Here is a 17679-nt window from a genome sequence, read left to right on the forward strand (position 1 = left end):
GGTGTGAATAACAAAAAAGCCCAACACAAGATAGTTGGGCTTTTTAGATTAACTCACTAGAAATGGCTTAATAGGTCACACGCTCAACCTTATAGCCGAGCTCTTGTAAGTAATGATTAATGCTTTTATCGCCACCATAGTGAGCTGCACCCACTACCGCAAAAACATTCTTACCTTGCTCGAATTGTTTCGCTAGACCTTCAGCCATGCTTTTATTTCTCTTATAGAGCAATAGATCTAAAAGTTGCTCATATTCTTCACTGCTGAGACCAACCGTGTCTGCTTCCTCAAAACTGTTTTCGATGTACTCTTCAACGTTACCAGTCTTCCAAGCTTGTACCAATTCTTCAATACCATCCCCTTCTCGGGTAACGATCGATAATAAAAAGGCATCTTGGATATAAAGGGGCATACTATCGAGCATACTCAGTTGTGAGTTAACGGTTTCTAGGGCAATTATTTCTTTTTTATCGCGTGCTTGGCCAAGGAAGTACATATCAATGCCATATTTTTCAGTGTATCCCGACTTTTTCATATTGAGAGACTCGAGGGATACCGCCGCTAACCAAGGCTCAAAGGTGTTGAACATGCCGCAAGGGGTTTTTGTTTCCTCACAAAACTCATTGTATTTTTCCCAGGTATCTTTTTTTAACATGCTTTCAAGAGTCGTGTTGGGATCAATCGCGAGTTGTTGTAGAGTCTGTGCCATTTCTAATTGATTGATGTTACCCATATCAATTTCTACCGCAAGTGCATCGGTCGATTCAAATGCTTGGTTAACCACATCAGGAAGCGGGAACATACTAGCGTCCCCCATATGGATCGATCCAAATAAGTACGAAGTACTGTCGCCGTGTTCAACCTTCCAGAGTGCAGGGGTATAATCTTTCCCTGCCTGTTTGGAAGTTTCTAAAGTTTCCTTTGGCTGTGATTTAGCTACAGTACTGGACTTGATTTGTTCGATAGCCTGCTTGGGTTGCTCATGTGCCTTAGACTTGGCTGACTCTTCGCCACAGCCAGCTAGCCCCACTAAAGTGGCAAACAATATTCCTAAGTATTTGTTCATTATTCTCTCCGTAGTATTAATGTAAGTTATTTATAAGTTGTGAACTCCCACCTTATGGGTGGGTATTGGTATTTATATGGTTAACGAGAGCCTTCGCAAAAAGCTGACAACTTTCAGGGCCACCATGTCTAAAAAATAACGAGGGTTCGATAAGCTCTAGTTCGTTGACAAAAACAGCCCCATATTTATGGTGCAAAAAATCGACCCTGGCGTATAACGGCATCTCGAATTTATCAGCAACGTAAGTAATCGCTTCTTTAGCAAGTCTTAGCTCATCTTGCGATAACTGGTAGATAAAATCACTGGCGCCATAGTCATCTTGGACTCTAAAATCACCTTCAACAGGAACTTTACGTGTTCCATGGCTGTATTGACCAGCAAAGAATATACCTGAGGTTTCTCCAAAAGACTCCACATTGCTGAGGTATGGTTGTAAAACTAGATCTTCTTTGGGAGTTAAGCGATCGATATGTTGCTGTGCTTTACGTATTCCTTCTTCATCATTATCAAAAGGAAGGCACTCGCGGGCGTTGGCACCGATTAAGGGTTTAATAAAACCTTGTTTCCAGCCATGCTGCTCCATTAACTGTTCAACATCATAAGTGCCGCCTTGAAGCAGCCACTCGGATGGAGCGATGGTCACCCCAGCCTCTTGTAATTCTTGAAGATACCGCTTGTGGCTATTCCAAACTACAATGGACTTAGAGTTTAAAAGCATAGTCTGAGTGCTGACTTGGTTAATCCAAGCCATGAATTCTTCAATGCGTTCTTGATAGTCCCAAGTGGTTCTTAAGAGGCAGGCATCGAATCGACTCCAATCAGTGTCGCTGTCCCAAGGAAGGACTTCATAATTGACGTTCAGGGCTGCAAGCTCTTGAAAAAATGGTATGTCGTCTTTTTCCCAGTCAGGTAAGTTTTGACAACTAGCAATGGCAATATTCATCGAAAATTCTCAGTAATTATCTTTGTTCTAGTGACTTATTGAAAATAATCGGATTAGCTTACTATAGGTCAAAGCGGTTGTCTTTAACCTATTTCTGCTTGTGTGAATCATCATGCGTTACTGATTTACGGTATTCTTAGCTAACCTTGCTTCACGCTGTAGTAGTTTGGCTAATTGATCAGCTGGCATCGGGTGATAAAAAAACATTCCTTGCCCCATCTGACATCCCAAGGCCTTTAAGATGTTGTATTGATTAGGCGTTTCAATACCTTCTGCAACGGTTTTAAGGTTTAAACTCTGAGCTAATGAGACGATGGTTTTAATGATATTGTGGTTGATCATGTGGTCTTTGAAGTTAGGGCTCAGACGTGACACGAAATACTTATCAATCTTGAGGTTGTCTACTGGTAATTGACTCAGGTAGGCCAACGATGAATAGCCCTTACCAAAGTCATCGATAGAGACTTTAATACCAAACTCCTGTAATTGATTCAGCACTTTGACAGAGTTAACAACATCTGTCATGGCAGCACTTTCGGTTACTTCAATTTCAAGCATTTTGCCAGAAACGCCGTATTGATTGATGATAACGCCAAGATTTTGCACTAAATCAAAGTATTTCAGGTCTTTTACTGACAAGTTCAATGCAATTGGTACATCAATGCCAGTGTTGTGCCAATCGACCAGCTGCTGGCAAACCATCTGCATGACTAGCTGACTGAGTTCATGTATAAGGCCCGTTTCCTCGGCAATAGGGATGAATATATTCGGGGGAATACTGCCCGTTTCAGGGTCATCCCAACGACATAGGGCTTCAACACTATGAATTTTCCCACTATTCATGTCGACTCGAGGCTGGAAAAATAAGTGTAAGTGTCGCTCTGCAATCGCAACTTTAAGTTTTTTCTCGACCAAGCGGCGCTTAGTTTCTTGCTGGCTAAATTTTCGTCTAAAAAATTGGAATCGATTTCGATCGGACTTTGCAGAATACATCGCCATGTCAGCGAAGCGGAATAAATCTTCTGCATTTTCGCTGTGATCCGGATACATGCTAATTCCGATGCTAGCACCCGTTTGTACTCTATGTGGACCAGCCTTAATCGGATTTTTTAGGTATCGTAACAAGCGTTCTGCAATAGCTTGGGCTTGTGGTGAGTCAATATTTGGCAAAACAATAGCGAATTCATCACCGCCAACTCGCGCCAATGTGTCGCCGGTACGCAAACATTTTTTCATGAAAGCTGAGACCGACTGCAAGAGGTGATCACCGGTCGAATGGCCCAAAGTGTCATTAATTTGTTTGAAGCGATCTAGATCGACGTACATTAAGGCCAGTTTAGAGTTTTTAGAGGCGCAGCTCTCTATATCTCTAGACAAACACGTTTGTAGCAAATGACGGTTAGCTAGCCCCGTTAGTGTGTCGTAATTGGCGAGGCGATGAATTTCTTCTTCTGCTTCCTTGCGTCCCGTGATGACGTGGAAGTTGATGGTGACGCCTTGAATATCTGGATCGTCTAAATGATTAGCAAGTCGACTTTCAATCCATAAAATATCACCATTTTTATGGCGAATTCGTCGCTCTACCACGGAAGAGGCGCCCGGATTCTCAGCGACATAGCGCAAATTATAGCTCGCATCTTCACGGTCGTCTTCATAGATGAAGCCTTCAAGGCTCTTCCCCAGTAAATCCTCTTCGGTATAGCCCGTAACTCGAGTGACTGAAGGAGAGATATAAGTCACGAAACCATCTTTATCGTGCATTAGGATGCAATCATAACTGTTTTCTACTAGGGTGCGATAATACTTGTCTTTTTGCTCTAGGGCTTGCTCAGCTTCACGATCCTTATCCATCTTATGGATAGAGCCAATTTCGATGAGGGGCTCGCCATCTTCATCCCTAGAATAGATAGTGCTATGAACCTGAATCCAAAACCAGTCGCCATTCTTATGTTGCAGTCTAAATTCAACAGGAACAACTGTTCTATCAGCACTTTCAAGCAGTTTTCGCTCTTGTTCTTCGACTACGGGAATATCTTCTGGGTGAATAAAACTATAAACCCCATCCGGCATAGATTTAATTTCGCTAACGGTATAACCCAATAGTCGTGCGTAATTTTGAAGACCTTCAGAAAATATCTTTGTTTTTAAGTTAAGAACATATAGGAAGATAGAGGCATTTTTGATAACAGTATCTTTATAATCGTCAACGATTTCGTTGACTTGGCCGGAGCTCAGGTCAAGCTCCGGTAGTATTTGGATTGTGATAATCCTATCTAGGAATGATTTCCCTTTCTCCATTGGGTGTGAAGATAATAAAACCCTTTTATCGATACCCAATTTAGTTAATGTGGTGATGGCTTGTGATTCAGTGCCCTCGAGGATCGGCTCTGGTAGTAAATCCTGTAATGATTCACCGAGCAATGAGTCGGAAGTTACAGCTGGGTCGAGCGATATAGTTTTTATTACGAATCGTTTGTTGCAGATCAATAGAGCTGCATAATCGTTTGAGAATAAGCGTTCAAGTAGTTGCTTATCCAGTAACTTAGTCCTTTGCTCCAATGTTCCAACCCCGGTAGTTTATTTTAAAATTAGGCATGCCATATCATAGAATAACTAGTGGTGGGGCTTTGTCAAATAATATAGACGGACTTTTATTTTGCGATCGCGTACTTTCTCGCTAAAATAGGGCAAGCTTAAAGACAATGTGACTTATGACAATACGAACTTTTCAGAAAAAAACACCGAAGGTAGCGGACAATGCTTTTGTTGATGAAACCGCTTTAGTGGTCGGTGACGTGGAGATTGGCGAAGACAGCTCTATTTGGCCAATGGCCGTATTGCGTGGTGATGTCCATTCGATTCGTGTAGGTAACCGCACTAGCATCCAAGATGGTACTGTTTGTCATGTCACCCATGCAGGGCCTTATGATCCAGAGGGCCATGATCTCATCCTAGGTGATAATGTCACTGTTGGACACAAAGCGATTTTACATGGCTGCACTATTGAGAGTAACTGTCTTATTGGTATGGGCGCGGTAGTTATGGACGGAGCAACCGTGTGTGAAAATGCAATTATTGGAGCCAACAGTGTAGTGCCTCCGGGCAGAGTATTGACGGGTGGTTTTTTGTGGGTAGGCTCACCGGCGCGCAAGATTCGTAAGCTCACTGACGAAGAAATTAAGTTCTTCAAGTATTCAGCTGATAACTATGTGCGTTTAAAGAACGAGCATATGGAAGAATGATCACAGTTAGCTTATAGAATTGAATAAGCCGGCTCTCGCCGGCTTTTTTATGTCTTAATGCAGAACTTCTATTTAGAAGCTATAGCTGATACCAACGGTTGTTGTGCGGTCAGTTTTTACTGCTCCAGCTGGAACAACCGAGTTATAGTTGACGACGTATGAAAGCTTCATCGCTAAGTTCTCAGAGATTTTAGTCGAAATTGCAGACTTAGAAACATAAGTGTTAACTTCTTGGCCCCAAACCGCACTGATAACTTGAGTAAAGCGGGCTGTGTCCGTTAGTTGGTGTGCAAAATCTAAGTCACCACGTAAGACGTTTTCTTTCTCGTCTCGTCCAATAAATACTGCATTAATACGATAACCAAAACCGAAACCTAAAGATAGGTGACCGTCTTCGCTTTTGAATACTTGATGACCATAACCAAGGTAGGCGCCGGCTTGGTAGTCATAAGCACCGAAATAGTCGTTACTGTAGTCTAAAATGCCGTAAAAGAAGCTATTTTCGCTAATATCGTATCGATTGTTCCAAGCGAAAGTGTATTGCTCAGCATCACGTTGGTCACGGCTTGAATTTGTAACACCAGTAATTTGAATACCTGTCGCCCAGTTTTCAGAAGCTCGTGCAACCCAGTCGAACTGGCCGTTAAGACTCTCAGTTTCTGTGTTTCCTGATGTGCTGATGTAGCCTAAATCAATATTGCCTTCGTAGCCTTCCTCTGGTGCGCTGGAAAGAAGACCGCTTGAGAAGGCTGCTGGAGAAAGCGCAAAAAGCCCTAAAGCGAATAAGTTTCTTTTTAATGTCATCATCAATGTCTCGCAAGTCTATATTTTATGGGGGAGTTAGCGGCATAAATTGTACCAGAACATGTTTTTGGATCACCCCTTAGAGATAAAAAAAACGGATATTTATTCGGTTTTATCAAACCAGTCGAAGATGCTGGGATATTGAAGACTCAGGCGTTTTAACAGCACCGAATGATATTGCTTTAATGGTTCTTGTTGCGACGGTTCTTTGCCTGCTATATGGTCTTGAAGTTGTTGGCGTGTAAAGGCGGTGCCATCCGAAGCAATCGATAAACTGACTTCGCGTTGGTTGGCAAGGTGGAGCCAATAGCACAAGTCATCCTCATGGATTAAGTTTAGCCACTTTGGGTCATGGTATTTATCTTTATCGAGCAAACTCTCTAGAAGTTTAGTGCGATCTTTTGAATAAAGGCCAGAGGCGCGAACAATTGAGGTATTTTCATGAAGATTCTTCACGTTTTTTTCGGCATCAAGCATAGTTTTACCACTAAAATTAAGTGGCTTGGCTTTAACTGACTCATCGATGACCGTTTCTAAATTGCCTTCATAAACCGAGGTAGATGATAAAAAGGTGCAGTGGAACTCAGTGTGTTGCTTATGTAACTCTTGAAGCAAACGCGAAACAGCGTGCATATAAGTCTGACGGTAAGCCTGTTCGGTTCTTTCGTCGGGCGCTAGCATGATGTAGACATTATCCAGCTTCGGAAGCTCGGGAAGCGTGTTGCTGACCTTCAAAAGGTCACAGACGATATGGTTATCGGCCCACGACTTTTCTGTACGCGACAGCGTATAAGGTTTTTCGCCTTCGCTAACGAGATATTCGTAAAAACGACGGCCAAGCTTGCCACTACCTACAATTAAAGTGTTCACGCGATTTCCTCAACAATTTTTGCCATACTATGTGCAACGACAAGATCTTTGCCCGCTAACTTGTCTAGAGTTTTCAGGCCTTTGCCTGTTAATACTAAAATAAAGTCACAGCCAAAGTTCTCTGCACACTCAAAATCAGACTTAGAATCACCAATAAATACGACTTCATCAGTAGTCGCACTAAATGTTTCTGCGATGCGCTTAAGCATGGTTGGCTTAGGTTTGCGACAATCGCAACCGTCGTCGGGGTGGTGCGGGCAAAACTCAATGTGATCGATATGTCCACCTTGCTCATCAAGCAAGGCCGCCATCTTTTGGTGCATGTCATCGAGCACGCTTTCGTCATAAAAGCCACGTCCAATCCCTGATTGGTTGGTTGCTATAGCCACTCTAAAGCGCGAGTTTAACGCAGCAATGGCCGCCAAACTACCAGCGATAGGCAGCCATTCATCGGCGGACTTAACATAAGCGTCTGAATCGTGATTAATGACGCCATCACGATCCAGGATAATGACTTTTTTATTAGCCCAATCAATCATTGCCACAACTAGTTTTGCAGTAATGAAATATCGGCAACAGAGCCGAACATTGTTTCAAGCTTTTTCAATAAAGCTAAACGATTAGCTTTAACCGCGACATCGTCAGCGTTAACCATCACTTTATCGAAGAACGCATCCACATCATCGCGTAGTGCCGCTAAGCGAGTTAAGCGCTCTTGATAGTTTTCAATGGTTGCCAGCTCTGCTTCGACTGTAGCAATAGTTTCGGCCAATGCTTTTTCGGCATCTTCTTGCAGCAAACTATCGTTAACTTGAGCTGGCACTTCGACGTCGGCTTTAGCCAAAATGTTTTTCACACGCTTATTAGCGGCCGACAAGCTTTCCGACTCAGGTAACGTTTGGAAATGCTGTACGGCTTTAATGCGCTGATCAAAATCGAGTGGCTTGGTCGGACGAACTGCCATCACTGAGTTCACCGTATTGGCGCTAACGTTCTGGTCGAGATACCAGGCGCGGAAGCGGTCAAAGATAAAGTTAAGTAACTCTTCCGCTACTAAGTCGTTGGTAAGCTTGCCATCGAACTGCTTTAATGATTGCTCGATTAGCTGCTCTAAATCTAAATTCAGTTGATTCTCGACAATGGTGCGAATGAGGCCAATCGAAGCACGACGTAGCGCAAAAGGATCTTTCGCACCCTTCGGCGCTTGACCAATACCGAAAATACCAACAAGCGTGTCGACGCGATCGGCGATTGCGAGTGCCTGTCCTACTGGGTTTTGCGCCAAGCTGTCGCCTGAATATTTTGGCAAATACTGCTCGGTCATGGCGATGGCGACGCTTTCGTCTTCGCCATCGTGACGCGCGTAATAAGTGCCCATGATGCCTTGTAGTTTATCGAACTCACCTACCATCTGCGTGGTCAGGTCACATTTCGACAATAAGCCAGCGCGATGCGCTAATTCAGGATCGGCACCAATCGTTGGTGCGATACTTTTAGCAAGCTCAGCCACTCGCTCGGCTTTCTCTTGGACGGAACCTAATTGGTTTTGGAAAACAACTTTCTTCAGTCGCTCTTGATGGCTCGCTAGCGTGGTCTGCTGATCTTTGTCATAAAAGAACATGGCGTCGGCGAGGCGAGGGCGAATCACTTTTTCGTTACCCTCAATCACCACACGAGGATTCGAGCTCTCGATATTACTAATAGTGATAAAGTTAGGCATTAAGTTGCCTTCTTTATCGAGCACGTGGAAATATTTTTGGTGCTCAGCCATCGAAGAGACTAAGCACTCCGCTGGCACCTTTAGGAATTCAGTATCAAACTCACCGGTTAATGCCACTGGCCATTCTACTAAGCCCGTTACTTCGTCAAGAAGGTCCTGATCGATCTGTGCTACGCCGCCAAGTTTCTCGGCAGCTTCTTTAGCTTGTTGCTCGATCATGGCTTGGCGCTCTTCGAAGCTCACAATCACATGCTCAGCTTTGAGCTTATTAACGTAGTCGTCAGCATCATGTAACGACACTTCGCCTTCAGCCATAAAGCGGTGGCCACGACTCATGTTACTAGTCTTCGTATCTAGGATAGTGGCATCTAAGACAGACGAGCCATGCAGTAACACTGCCCAATGAACCGGACGAATAAATTGTGCCGAGCTATCGCCCCAGCGCATTGGCTTTGGGATTGGCAACTTTTTCAATGAGCTATTTAAAATTTGCTCGATAAGCTCGCTCAAAGGTTGGCCTTTTTGCGACACAGTAAAACCTAAGCGCTCACCTTTGTCAGTTTGGATTCTTTCCAGTTGATCAACCTCGGTTCCGCAGGATTTAGCAAAACCGACTGCTGCCGGCTTTGCATTGCCATCAGCGTCAAAAGCAGCGGCAACTGCTGGCCCTAAACGCTCGACGTTTTTGTCTGGCTGGGCAGCGCTCAAGTGGCGAACGATTAATGCTAAACGGCGAGGTGTAGCGAATGCTTCCACCGATTCGAAGCTAAAGTCTTGTGCTTTAAGGGCTTCGGAAACGTTATTTTTAAGCGCATCACGTAATGTTTTTAAGCTGACAGGAGGAAGCTCTTCGGTACCAAGCTCGAATAATAAATCAGCAAAGTGTAAGTTAGAGGACGACATTATTTCTCCTCCTGTGACGCGTTGTGTGTTGAATCATTGTTTAGCATCGGGAAGCCTAAATCTTCACGTGCGGCATAATAGGTTTCTGCGACAGCTCGGGCGATGGTGCGCACGCGCAGGATGAAGCGCTGGCGCTCGGTGACTGAAATAGCACCACGTGCATCCAACAAGTTAAACGTATGCGACGCTTTTAAAACCATCTCATAGGCTGGCAACGGCAGATTGTTTTTAATTAGGTTATTGGATTCCGACTCGTAGTAATCAAACAACTCGAATAATTTATCGACGTTGGCATGCTCAAAGTTGTATTTCGACTGCTCAACTTCGTTTTGGTGGAACACATCGCGATAATAAACTTTGCCCAATGGCCCATCAGTCCACACTAAGTCATAAATGCTATCGACTTCTTGTAGGTACATGGCGATACGCTCTAGACCATAAGTAATCTCACCCATGACAGGCTTACACTCGATACCGCCAGCTTGTTGGAAGTAAGTAAACTGCGTCACTTCCATGCCGTTTAGCCAAACTTCCCAACCAAGACCCCATGCGCCAAGCGTTGGTGATTCCCAGTTGTCTTCGACGAAGCGGATATCATGTTCTAGCGGATCGATACCAATTTTCTTTAATGAACCAAGGTACATTTCTTGAATATCGAGCGGTGATGGTTTGATCACGACCTGATACTGGTAGTAGTGCTGAAGACGGTTTGGGTTTTCACCATAGCGGCCATCCGTCGGGCGGCGACAAGGTTGCACATAAGCTGCGCTCCAAGGCTCTGGACCAATCGCGCGTAGGAATGTCGCAGGGTGGAAGGTACCAGCACCAACTTCGAGATCAAGCGGTTGCTGGATAACACAGCCTTGTTCGGCCCAATAATTTTGCAGGGTTAAAATCAGTCCCTGGAATGTTTTTGTACTTTCGTTAGCTTGAGTCACAGGTATGCCTTCGCTAAAGTGAATGAAGAATATCAATTAATGGTCGGATTATACGGCAATTTGGGTTATTTTCTAACCTAGAAAGCCAACAAATTCAGGAGAATGCATAAATGTTGAAGATTCGCGCAATAACTAACCTAATATTAGTCGCAGCAATGATTTTTATTAGTTATTACAGCAGTATCGTTGGAATTAATGGTGAGACTCAAGCCACTGTCAGCCAGGGCTTATCGACAGCTTTCACACCAGCGCCTTATGCTTTCTCTATTTGGGGCATCATTTTTGTCATGTTGGTGGTGATAGCGATAAAAGATATTAGACTGGCTTTCTCAGAAAATGCAGAACTAAAAGCGGAAAATGGCTGGTCGATGAATTGCTGGTTGACCATCGCTATCGTGCTAACAGTTGCTTGGTTGGTGGTTTGGTCGTATTTACAGATTGGATGGTCTTTAGTGGTGATGGCGGGCATTTTTATTAGTTTGTTACTGTCAGTGCTAAACAAAAGCCCAAGACCGGTCAGCGCCAATATAACTTTAGCCTTATACTTCGGTTGGATCAGTGTCGCCTTAGTCGCCAATGAGTCTGCCTGGTTAGTGCATCTTGGTTGGCTCTCTAAAACAGGTGAGGGCTGGCTGAGTGATCCAAACTTCAGTGTCATGCAAGCTGCTTTGAGCTTGGTATTGTTTGCGTTAGTGCTGAGCTTGAAGTCAGTAAAGAGAGGCTTAGAACCTGCAGTTTTTGTCTATCCGATGGTTGGAGTCTGGGCTTATATCGCAATAATGGTCAAAAACGCCGCAGGAAATCCTAACCTCTTGGTTTATGTTTCGGCCTTCTTTGCGCTAATTTTACTACTAGTTGCTGGCTATTTCGGCACGAAATGGAACAGTAGTTATTCAGCCAAAACAAAAGATTGATCGATAAAATACAACAATAAAAATCATTGGGAATAGTAATGCCTAAACTAAGCTCGGCAAAACAATACTTGGCGAAAAAAAGATGTGGCTGGGTCAGCGATGACCCACTATACATCGAATATCACGATACCGAATGGGGGCGTCCCCAGTATGATGATCAAAAACTCTTTGAAATGCTCTGCCTTGAAGGGGCGCAGGCGGGTTTGAGTTGGATCACCGTACTGAAAAAGCGTGAACATTATCGACAAGTTTTCGATAACTTTGAACCGAATAAAATCGCGCAATATGACGATAAAAAGCGCGAACAGCTGTTAAACGACGCTGGAATCATTCGAAACAAGCTGAAAGTGAATGCTTTTATCGTCAACGCACAGCGTTACTTAGAAATCACTAAAGCCCAAAGCTTTAAAGATTATGTGTGGCAGTTTGTCGGCGGTAAACCGATTATGAATTATTGGAAAAGCCTGAAAGAAGTCCCCGTAACCACACCAGAATCCGACGCCATGGCAAAACAACTGAAAAAAGACGGCTTCAAGTTTGTCGGCAGCACCATCTGTTATGCCTATATGCAGGCTACTGGGATGGTGGATGACCATGTGCAAGAGTGTTTTCTTAACCAGTAATTGATAGGTTGTTGGAAATATAAAAAAGCCACTGAGGTGATACCCAGTGGCTTTTTTAGTTAGCAGGGGACTAAAATTATTTTAACTGCGCTAATATCGCTTTGGCTGTATCCGCAGAAGATGCCGGGTTTTGACCGGTTATAAGGTTGCCGTCTATTTGAATAAACGATTCCCAGTCGTTGCCTTTGCTATAGTGGCCTCCGTTTTGTTGCAGCATGTCTTCAACCAAGAATGGAACTACCTCGGTGAGTTCTACAGCAGCTTCTTCGGAATTACTAAAACCAGTAACTTTCTTACCCGAAACTAAAGAGTTGCCATCTTTTGCTTTAGTATTCTTAAACACTGCTGGGGCATGACAAACCGCGCCAACAGGTTTACTTGCACTATAAAGGTGCTCAATGATCGCCTTCGAGTCGCTATCTTCAGCTAAATCCCACAAAGGACCATGCCCACCCGGGTAGAAAACCGCGTCGTAATCGTCAGGATTAACCTTGGATAGAACTTCTGTGTTAGCAAGGTGCTCTTGGGCTTCCTTATCGTTTTTAAAGCGATCGGTAGATTCGGTTTGTGCGTCTTCAGCATCACTCGTTGGGTCGAGCGGGGGCTGACCGCCTTTAGGCGAAGCTAGCGTAATATCTGCGCCAGCATCTTTAAACACATAGTAGGGTGAGCTGAATTCTTCTAGCCAAAAACCTGTTTTGTTGCCTGTGTCGCCGAGTTGGTCGTGCGATGTGAGAACCATTAATATTTTCATGATATATCCAATAATTGGTGCATGATAATTATAAATATGGCGTTTAAGTGTCGTATTTCAACCGTCTATTGCTTGATCGGTTGTTGGATGGGTAAATAAATATCCGTAACAGCTTCATGTTCTGGTAAATCTGGGAAAAAATTAATGCGCTCAAAAAACGGCGGTTGTTCGGCCAAGTCATAGCCCGATTGGCTGAGCCACTCGCCATAGAGGTAGTCTAACGCGCGACCAAGCCCTTGCTCAGATCCTGTAAATCGAACTTTGGCACAGGTGCTCGCAGCTATAACTTTGGCCGCTACATTCTGCGGGTTAGTAGCGATAGGCTGAGTCATTGCGCAGCAAATGTCCATATGAAACTCGTCGGCTGGTGTGGCTTGTGGGTCGTTATAAAAAATATTGTATGTGGCGCTCTTAGAAGGGGGAAGATGGTTAGCGCGTCGCCATTCGATAAATTTTTCGACGGTTGCCATGATGTTATTGGGTGAGCCTAAATGTTCTATCGCAGCAACCTGGGTTCTTGGGAACTCTACGATTTCGACATTGAAACTTGAAGGAATTGTATGTGGCATAGGGTTAATCGTTCCTTGTTGGATAAAGTCGTTCCATAATTCCCAGTCAGGATTATTGCGGAACTGCGTTGGTGTAATGCCAAAACGTTTTTTAAAGGTATGAGTGAATGACTCGGCAAATTCAAAACCAGCGTCGAAGGCAATATCAGTTACACTGAGTTTGGGGCGATTCGCTAACTGTAACATTGCGCGACGGAAACGTTTATTATGGGCATATTGTGCAGGCGTTAAGCCAAACTGAGCTTTGAATTGACGCTGGAAATGGTAGGGCGAGCTGTGGGCTATGCGGGCTAGCTGCTCTAGTTTAATAGGGCGACCAAGATTGTCCTCAATATAGCGGCAAGCACTCTCTAATCTTTGGCTTATGGTTTTTGCATTCATAAATTTAACGCTTATTGAGTATTGAGGGACAGTATGCAAAACATGGCGCTAAACCTCCTGTTTAATCTTGCGCTTTTGGCTGTCTAAGACTTTTTACTCAGCATGCCTTTGAGTTGTTTCAGGATGCTGTATAAAGAGCCAGAGACGCCGATGATGACTGCTGCAACGAGTATCCCAACGCGAATTTTGGCAGGGAGTTCAAGCCAGCTCCAGTAATCGTTAGCTAAGATAAGGCCAATTAAAGCTACAGCGATTAGGTAGCAGCTGATAGTGAATTTTGAGAGTGTCTGAAACTTTGGCATGATAGAAGTTCTTCTGCGGTTAGATATAAGTTTATATGGCGCCAAGGCTGTAAAATTCGCCGGCGGAGACTATGCCAAGGTGTTTTTTATCATCGATGATGCGCTCTTCTGCCAGCTCCACTAGCTCATAAAACACATTGCGATGAATCAAGGCGTGAAGGTTTTTTCGAACCATAACATAAGGCGAAGGCTCACCAGTCTTTTCATCCTGTTCAACCCACAGCGGATTGTCTTGAGTTAAAATAATGGTGTTGTCGCAGTTGTCGGTAAAAACGATAACCTGACCTTTTTCGGTTTGCTTCAAGGTCATTTGTGTGACCAAAAAGGGTGCATCTTCGACCCTAATACCAAGCTTTTCTACCGGTGTGACGAGAAAGTAATCATCACCTTCCTTCTTTAACACGGTGGAAAACATCTTAACCAACCTTTGGCGGCCAATTGGCGAGTTTTGATAATGCCAGCTTCCGTCACGCTTAATGATCATGTCCATGTCACCACAAAATTCAGGGTTCCACTGATCGACAGGAGGCAGTTTATTAGCCCCTTGAGATTTGCTGATCTCACTCAAGATGCTAGAGAAGTCAGAATGCTGGGAAGTGTCGTTACTCAAGCTAATTAACCTGTTTGATTAATGGCTTAAGTATCGTGCTTAAGCCAGGCCTTTGCGGATCAAGTATTTATAAGGCATCTCATCGGTGCTACTGGCGAGTAGCTGGTGATCCATAAAGGTACAAAATTTAGGGATATCGCGCGTTGTTGAAGGATCGTCTGCGATCACTAGTAAAGTCTCGCCGTCCTCCATCTTGCGTACATTTAACCGTACCATCATCACGGGCTCGGGACAACGTAGGCCAAGGGCGTCGAGTTTACGATCAAAGTTATCGAAGTTGAAATCTGTCATGATGGCTCAATGTAAAAGGTATATGATTTAAAATCTGTGCGAATTTTAGTCTTTTTAGCCTTATTTCTAAAGCAAATTGATAATGTATAGCAATAATATATTACATTGTTTTAAAAGATTAATTTTATGTATGGAATAAGATTCGTTAGTATAGATGCATAGTTAACTAAAGGAGATTGATTAAATGAGTCATAAGATAAACATTGGAATCGACGAAAAGTCACGCGAAGAAATTGGTCAGGGTCTTTCGCGCCTATTAGCTGATACCTACACCCTGTACCTACAAACTCACAATTTCCACTGGAACGTCACGGGCCCGTTTTTCCAACAATTACACGTTTTGTTCGAAGAACACTATACGGAGTTAGCGGTTGCGGTTGATGATATCGCTGAGCGAATTCGTGCATTAGGCATCTTAGCACCAGGCACTTACAAAGAACTTGCAGAGCTAACCAGTATTGAGGAAGTGGAAGGAAATATCAGCGCCGAAGAGATGATTGGACGCTTAGTGGATAGTCATGAAACAGTAGTGAGAACGGCGAGAAAAGTGTTACAAACAGCGCAAGAAGCAGAAGATGAGTCATCAGCTAGTTTGGTCGGCGACCGTCTAGTGGTTCATGAAAAAACAGCTTGGATGCTACGTTCACACTTACAAAACTAAACAGTTAGTTTGAGTCTGTATCATCGTTATTGAAGGTCGAAATCACACGGTTTCGACCTTCTTTTTTAGCTTTGTACAATAGCCTATCAGCACGATTAATTACCATATCCAAGCGCTCGTCTTCCTGGCTATATTCGGTAACACCGAAGCTGGCAGTGAGGTGAATCCCTTCCGCTAAGTCACTGAATTCAGCGTTAGCAAACCGCTCATTCAAACGTCGAGCAATTACTTCAGCATCCTTTAAAACCGTTTCTGGAAGGATAATTAAGAATTCTTCTCCACTGATACGGCCGATGGTGTCCTCTTCGCGTAAAGTGTGTTGAGTAATCGAAGCAATGCGCTTGATAACCTTATCGCCGATATGATGCCCAAAACGATCATTGATAGTTTTAAAGTGATCAATATCGAAAATAATAAGGCTATAGATTGATTGGCCGGGTACGCTTTTAACGTGTTCATTATCCAATTTTCTGAACATCTGCCGGCGATTTGGCAGCTTGGTTAAAGTGTCGGTCAGCGCCAGCTGTTCATTTGTCTTAGCCAAGCGACGATATTTAAAAAACAACCAGAAGCCAATGGACATCAGCAAGAAAAGTAGAATGACGAAAGCAATCAAGAAATTACTGTAGCTTTTGTATTTATCGACATATTTGGAATTTAGAGCGACTTCATTCTCGAGAAGCTTGTTCTCAAAGGAGAGACGCTCTTGGTCGAGTTGTTCACGAGCCAAATTTGAAACGTAAGTAAGATTGTCGTTATAAGACTGACGGTAGGCGCGTGATGACTTACTTAGAAGGTTATAAGCTTGCTCGAAGTTGCCGCGCTTAGCTTCGATATCAGAGCGAAGCTTGTTGAGATAGAAATCATCCAGCTTAGCGGCTTCTTTCGCACTGTCTATGGCGAGTTCTATGTGCTCTTCGGCCTCGTCGATCTGTCCTAGCTTTAGGTAAGCGGATGCGAAGTCGAGATAAAGCTCATAGCCGAACATTTGCTCACCGACTTGTTCTTGAAGGGTTTTGGCGGATTTGAGTTGTTGTAGCGCCTCTTCATACTTTTCCTGATTAGTGTATACACGAGCCTTAACTTGATGGGCGAAAGCCTGAAGCGGAATATCGTTTTCTCGAATCGCCAGTTGCATGGTTTTATCGGTCAACTCTAGGGCTTTTTCATACTGGTCGTCTTGTCGATAGGAATCGGCAAGATTAGCGTAAAAGTAGATATTTCGAACAAGGTTTGGATGTTGTTGCATAACATCGATTGCTTTCTCGAAATACATAATCGCCGACTTGTGATCATTTAAAAAGCTATAAAGAATGCCAAAAACATTATAAGTCTCGGAGATTAGGTAGGGGTCGTTGGAGTCTAACGAATAGTCTAGAGCAATGTCTAAAGACTGGATAGATTCTCTGTAGCGTGCAAAAAGCGCATTAATATAAGCATTTTCTAAGACTAGATCGCCCAGTTTATTTAGGACCCACTTATCTTTAACCTTCTCGTATAAGTCTTCGGAAACTTTAAGAGCTTCCTCTAAATCACCCTCGCTACGTAGCACGAACACATTGACGTAATCGTATTGATTATAAAGAGAGGCCTCATTAACGCTTTGAACCAAAGGTTGGGCAATCGTCATAAATTCACGAGCCCGTAGGGTGTCGCTATTCAATACGTGGTAATTGGCCATTAAAATATTGGCTAAAGCTTGGGAGTGATTATCGAGATCTTTTTTGTTTAGAAGGTTATTAATCTTAATGAAAAAAGCTTCTTGTTTCCGCTCTGGTACGGAAAGGTTAGACATCCCGTAAAGCTGGCTTTGTAGGGCAGTGTTGTTAATTGATTTGGACAGGTGCTTAGAAACTCCAGGCGAGAGTGTGTCTGGAGTAATAAAGGCAAATACATTACAACTAAAGAAAATTAAGAAAAAGAGTATGAATTTCCCAAGTTTTTGCACGTATTCCCTTTGTAAAATTATTAGTTATAAAATCACTGTACACCAATAGAAAGTATAAATGAACAGTCAGACAATGCAATTATGCATCGTCTGATTGAAATTTGAACAAGCTCAGGTTTGTACTTACTGATACAAACCTG

Annotated in this window: 18 protein-coding genes; 4 read left to right on the forward strand and 14 right to left on the reverse strand. The window is 43.5% G+C overall.

The features are described from left to right. Nucleotides 1-67: 67 nt before the first annotated feature. The 3 genes from ABD128_RS07850 to ABD128_RS07860 all read right to left on the reverse strand — a co-directional run bounded on the left by ABD128_RS07850 (nt 68) and on the right by ABD128_RS07860 (nt 4568). Nucleotides 68-1066: a TraB/GumN family protein gene (locus ABD128_RS07850; protein ID WP_343988909.1), complete on the reverse strand. Its 999-nt coding sequence runs from the start codon at nt 1064-1066 to the stop codon at nt 68-70. A gap of 52 nt (nt 1067-1118) precedes the next feature. Continuing rightward, on the reverse strand, nt 1119-2009 hold the full coding sequence (locus ABD128_RS07855) for an ATP-grasp domain-containing protein (protein WP_343988911.1): 891 nt from the start codon (nt 2007-2009) through the stop codon (nt 1119-1121). 117 nt (nt 2010-2126) lie between these two features. Beyond that, the gene (locus tag ABD128_RS07860; RefSeq protein ID WP_343988913.1) at nt 2127-4568 is read right to left on the reverse strand and encodes a bifunctional diguanylate cyclase/phosphodiesterase; all 2442 of its coding nucleotides are present in this window, start codon (nt 4566-4568) and stop codon (nt 2127-2129) included. 152 nt (nt 4569-4720) lie between these two features. Here ABD128_RS07860 and ABD128_RS07865 point away from each other — a divergent pair, with 152 nt between their 5' ends. Beyond that, nucleotides 4721-5251 carry a gamma carbonic anhydrase family protein gene (locus tag ABD128_RS07865; protein WP_343988915.1) on the forward strand — a complete coding sequence of 177 codons (531 nt, stop codon included), beginning with the start codon at nt 4721-4723 and terminating at the stop codon, nt 5249-5251. A 72-nt stretch (nt 5252-5323) separates the two neighbouring features. Here ABD128_RS07865 and ABD128_RS07870 read toward each other — a convergent pair whose 3' ends face one another. The 5 genes from ABD128_RS07870 to glyQ all read right to left on the reverse strand — a co-directional run bounded on the left by ABD128_RS07870 (nt 5324) and on the right by glyQ (nt 10486). After that, complete coding sequence (locus ABD128_RS07870) at nt 5324-6058, reverse strand: DUF481 domain-containing protein (protein WP_343988917.1); 735 nt, start codon at nt 6056-6058, stop codon at nt 5324-5326. A gap of 99 nt (nt 6059-6157) precedes the next feature. Then, nucleotides 6158-6925 (reverse strand): sugar nucleotide-binding protein, encoded by a 768-nt coding sequence (locus tag ABD128_RS07875; RefSeq protein ID WP_343988919.1) that lies wholly within the window; start codon nt 6923-6925, stop codon nt 6158-6160. Continuing rightward, nucleotides 6922-7464, reverse strand: a complete 543-nt coding sequence (gmhB, locus tag ABD128_RS07880) for a D-glycero-beta-D-manno-heptose 1,7-bisphosphate 7-phosphatase (RefSeq protein ID WP_343988921.1) — start codon at nt 7462-7464, stop codon at nt 6922-6924. Before gmhB ends, ABD128_RS07875 begins: the two co-directional genes overlap by 4 nt. A gap of 8 nt (nt 7465-7472) precedes the next feature. Further along, nucleotides 7473-9548 (reverse strand): glycine--tRNA ligase subunit beta, encoded by a 2076-nt coding sequence (gene glyS, locus ABD128_RS07885; RefSeq protein ID WP_343988923.1) that lies wholly within the window; start codon nt 9546-9548, stop codon nt 7473-7475. Beyond that, nucleotides 9548-10486 (reverse strand): glycine--tRNA ligase subunit alpha, encoded by a 939-nt coding sequence (gene glyQ / locus ABD128_RS07890; RefSeq protein ID WP_343988925.1) that lies wholly within the window; start codon nt 10484-10486, stop codon nt 9548-9550. The genes glyS and glyQ overlap by 1 nt, the downstream gene beginning before the upstream one ends. Before the next feature lie 110 nt (nt 10487-10596). Here glyQ and ABD128_RS07895 point away from each other — a divergent pair, with 110 nt between their 5' ends. Beyond that, nucleotides 10597-11400, forward strand: coding sequence for a hypothetical protein (locus tag ABD128_RS07895; RefSeq protein ID WP_343988927.1), 804 nt, complete (start codon nt 10597-10599; stop codon nt 11398-11400). A 38-nt stretch (nt 11401-11438) separates the two neighbouring features. Continuing rightward, nucleotides 11439-12023: a DNA-3-methyladenine glycosylase I gene (locus ABD128_RS07900; protein WP_343988929.1), complete on the forward strand. Its 585-nt coding sequence runs from the start codon at nt 11439-11441 to the stop codon at nt 12021-12023. 76 nt (nt 12024-12099) lie between these two features. On the opposite strand, the gene ABD128_RS07905 is transcribed toward ABD128_RS07900, so the two are convergent. The 5 genes from ABD128_RS07905 to tusA form a co-directional block, all read right to left on the reverse strand. Next, entirely contained in the window at nt 12100-12777 is a 678-nt protein-coding gene (locus tag ABD128_RS07905; RefSeq protein WP_343988931.1) for a type 1 glutamine amidotransferase domain-containing protein, read from the reverse strand. A 65-nt stretch (nt 12778-12842) separates the two neighbouring features. Next, nucleotides 12843-13727 (reverse strand): AraC family transcriptional regulator, encoded by an 885-nt coding sequence (locus ABD128_RS07910; RefSeq protein WP_343988933.1) that lies wholly within the window; start codon nt 13725-13727, stop codon nt 12843-12845. An 83-nt stretch (nt 13728-13810) separates the two neighbouring features. Next, a complete protein-coding gene (locus ABD128_RS07915; protein WP_343988935.1) occupies nt 13811-14029 on the reverse strand; it encodes a hypothetical protein in 219 nt (72 codons plus the stop codon). 31 nt (nt 14030-14060) lie between these two features. After that, the gene (locus ABD128_RS07920; protein ID WP_343988937.1) at nt 14061-14639 is read right to left on the reverse strand and encodes a DUF1285 domain-containing protein; all 579 of its coding nucleotides are present in this window, start codon (nt 14637-14639) and stop codon (nt 14061-14063) included. 39 nt (nt 14640-14678) lie between these two features. After that, nucleotides 14679-14930, reverse strand: a complete 252-nt coding sequence (tusA, locus tag ABD128_RS07925) for a sulfurtransferase TusA (RefSeq protein ID WP_110200414.1) — start codon at nt 14928-14930, stop codon at nt 14679-14681. A 184-nt stretch (nt 14931-15114) separates the two neighbouring features. On the opposite strand from tusA, the gene ABD128_RS07930 reads away from it, so the two are divergent. Beyond that, a complete protein-coding gene (locus ABD128_RS07930; protein ID WP_343988940.1) occupies nt 15115-15591 on the forward strand; it encodes a Dps family protein in 477 nt (158 codons plus the stop codon). Between the two features lie 4 nt (nt 15592-15595). On the opposite strand, the gene ABD128_RS07935 is transcribed toward ABD128_RS07930, so the two are convergent. Further along, a complete protein-coding gene (locus ABD128_RS07935; RefSeq protein ID WP_343988942.1) occupies nt 15596-17386 on the reverse strand; it encodes a tetratricopeptide repeat-containing diguanylate cyclase in 1791 nt (596 codons plus the stop codon). Between the last annotated feature and the right edge of the window lie 293 nt (nt 17387-17679).

Source organism: Kangiella japonica (assembly GCF_039523535.1).
In the GTDB taxonomy this organism is placed as follows: Bacteria; Pseudomonadota; Gammaproteobacteria; order Enterobacterales; family Kangiellaceae; genus Kangiella; species Kangiella japonica.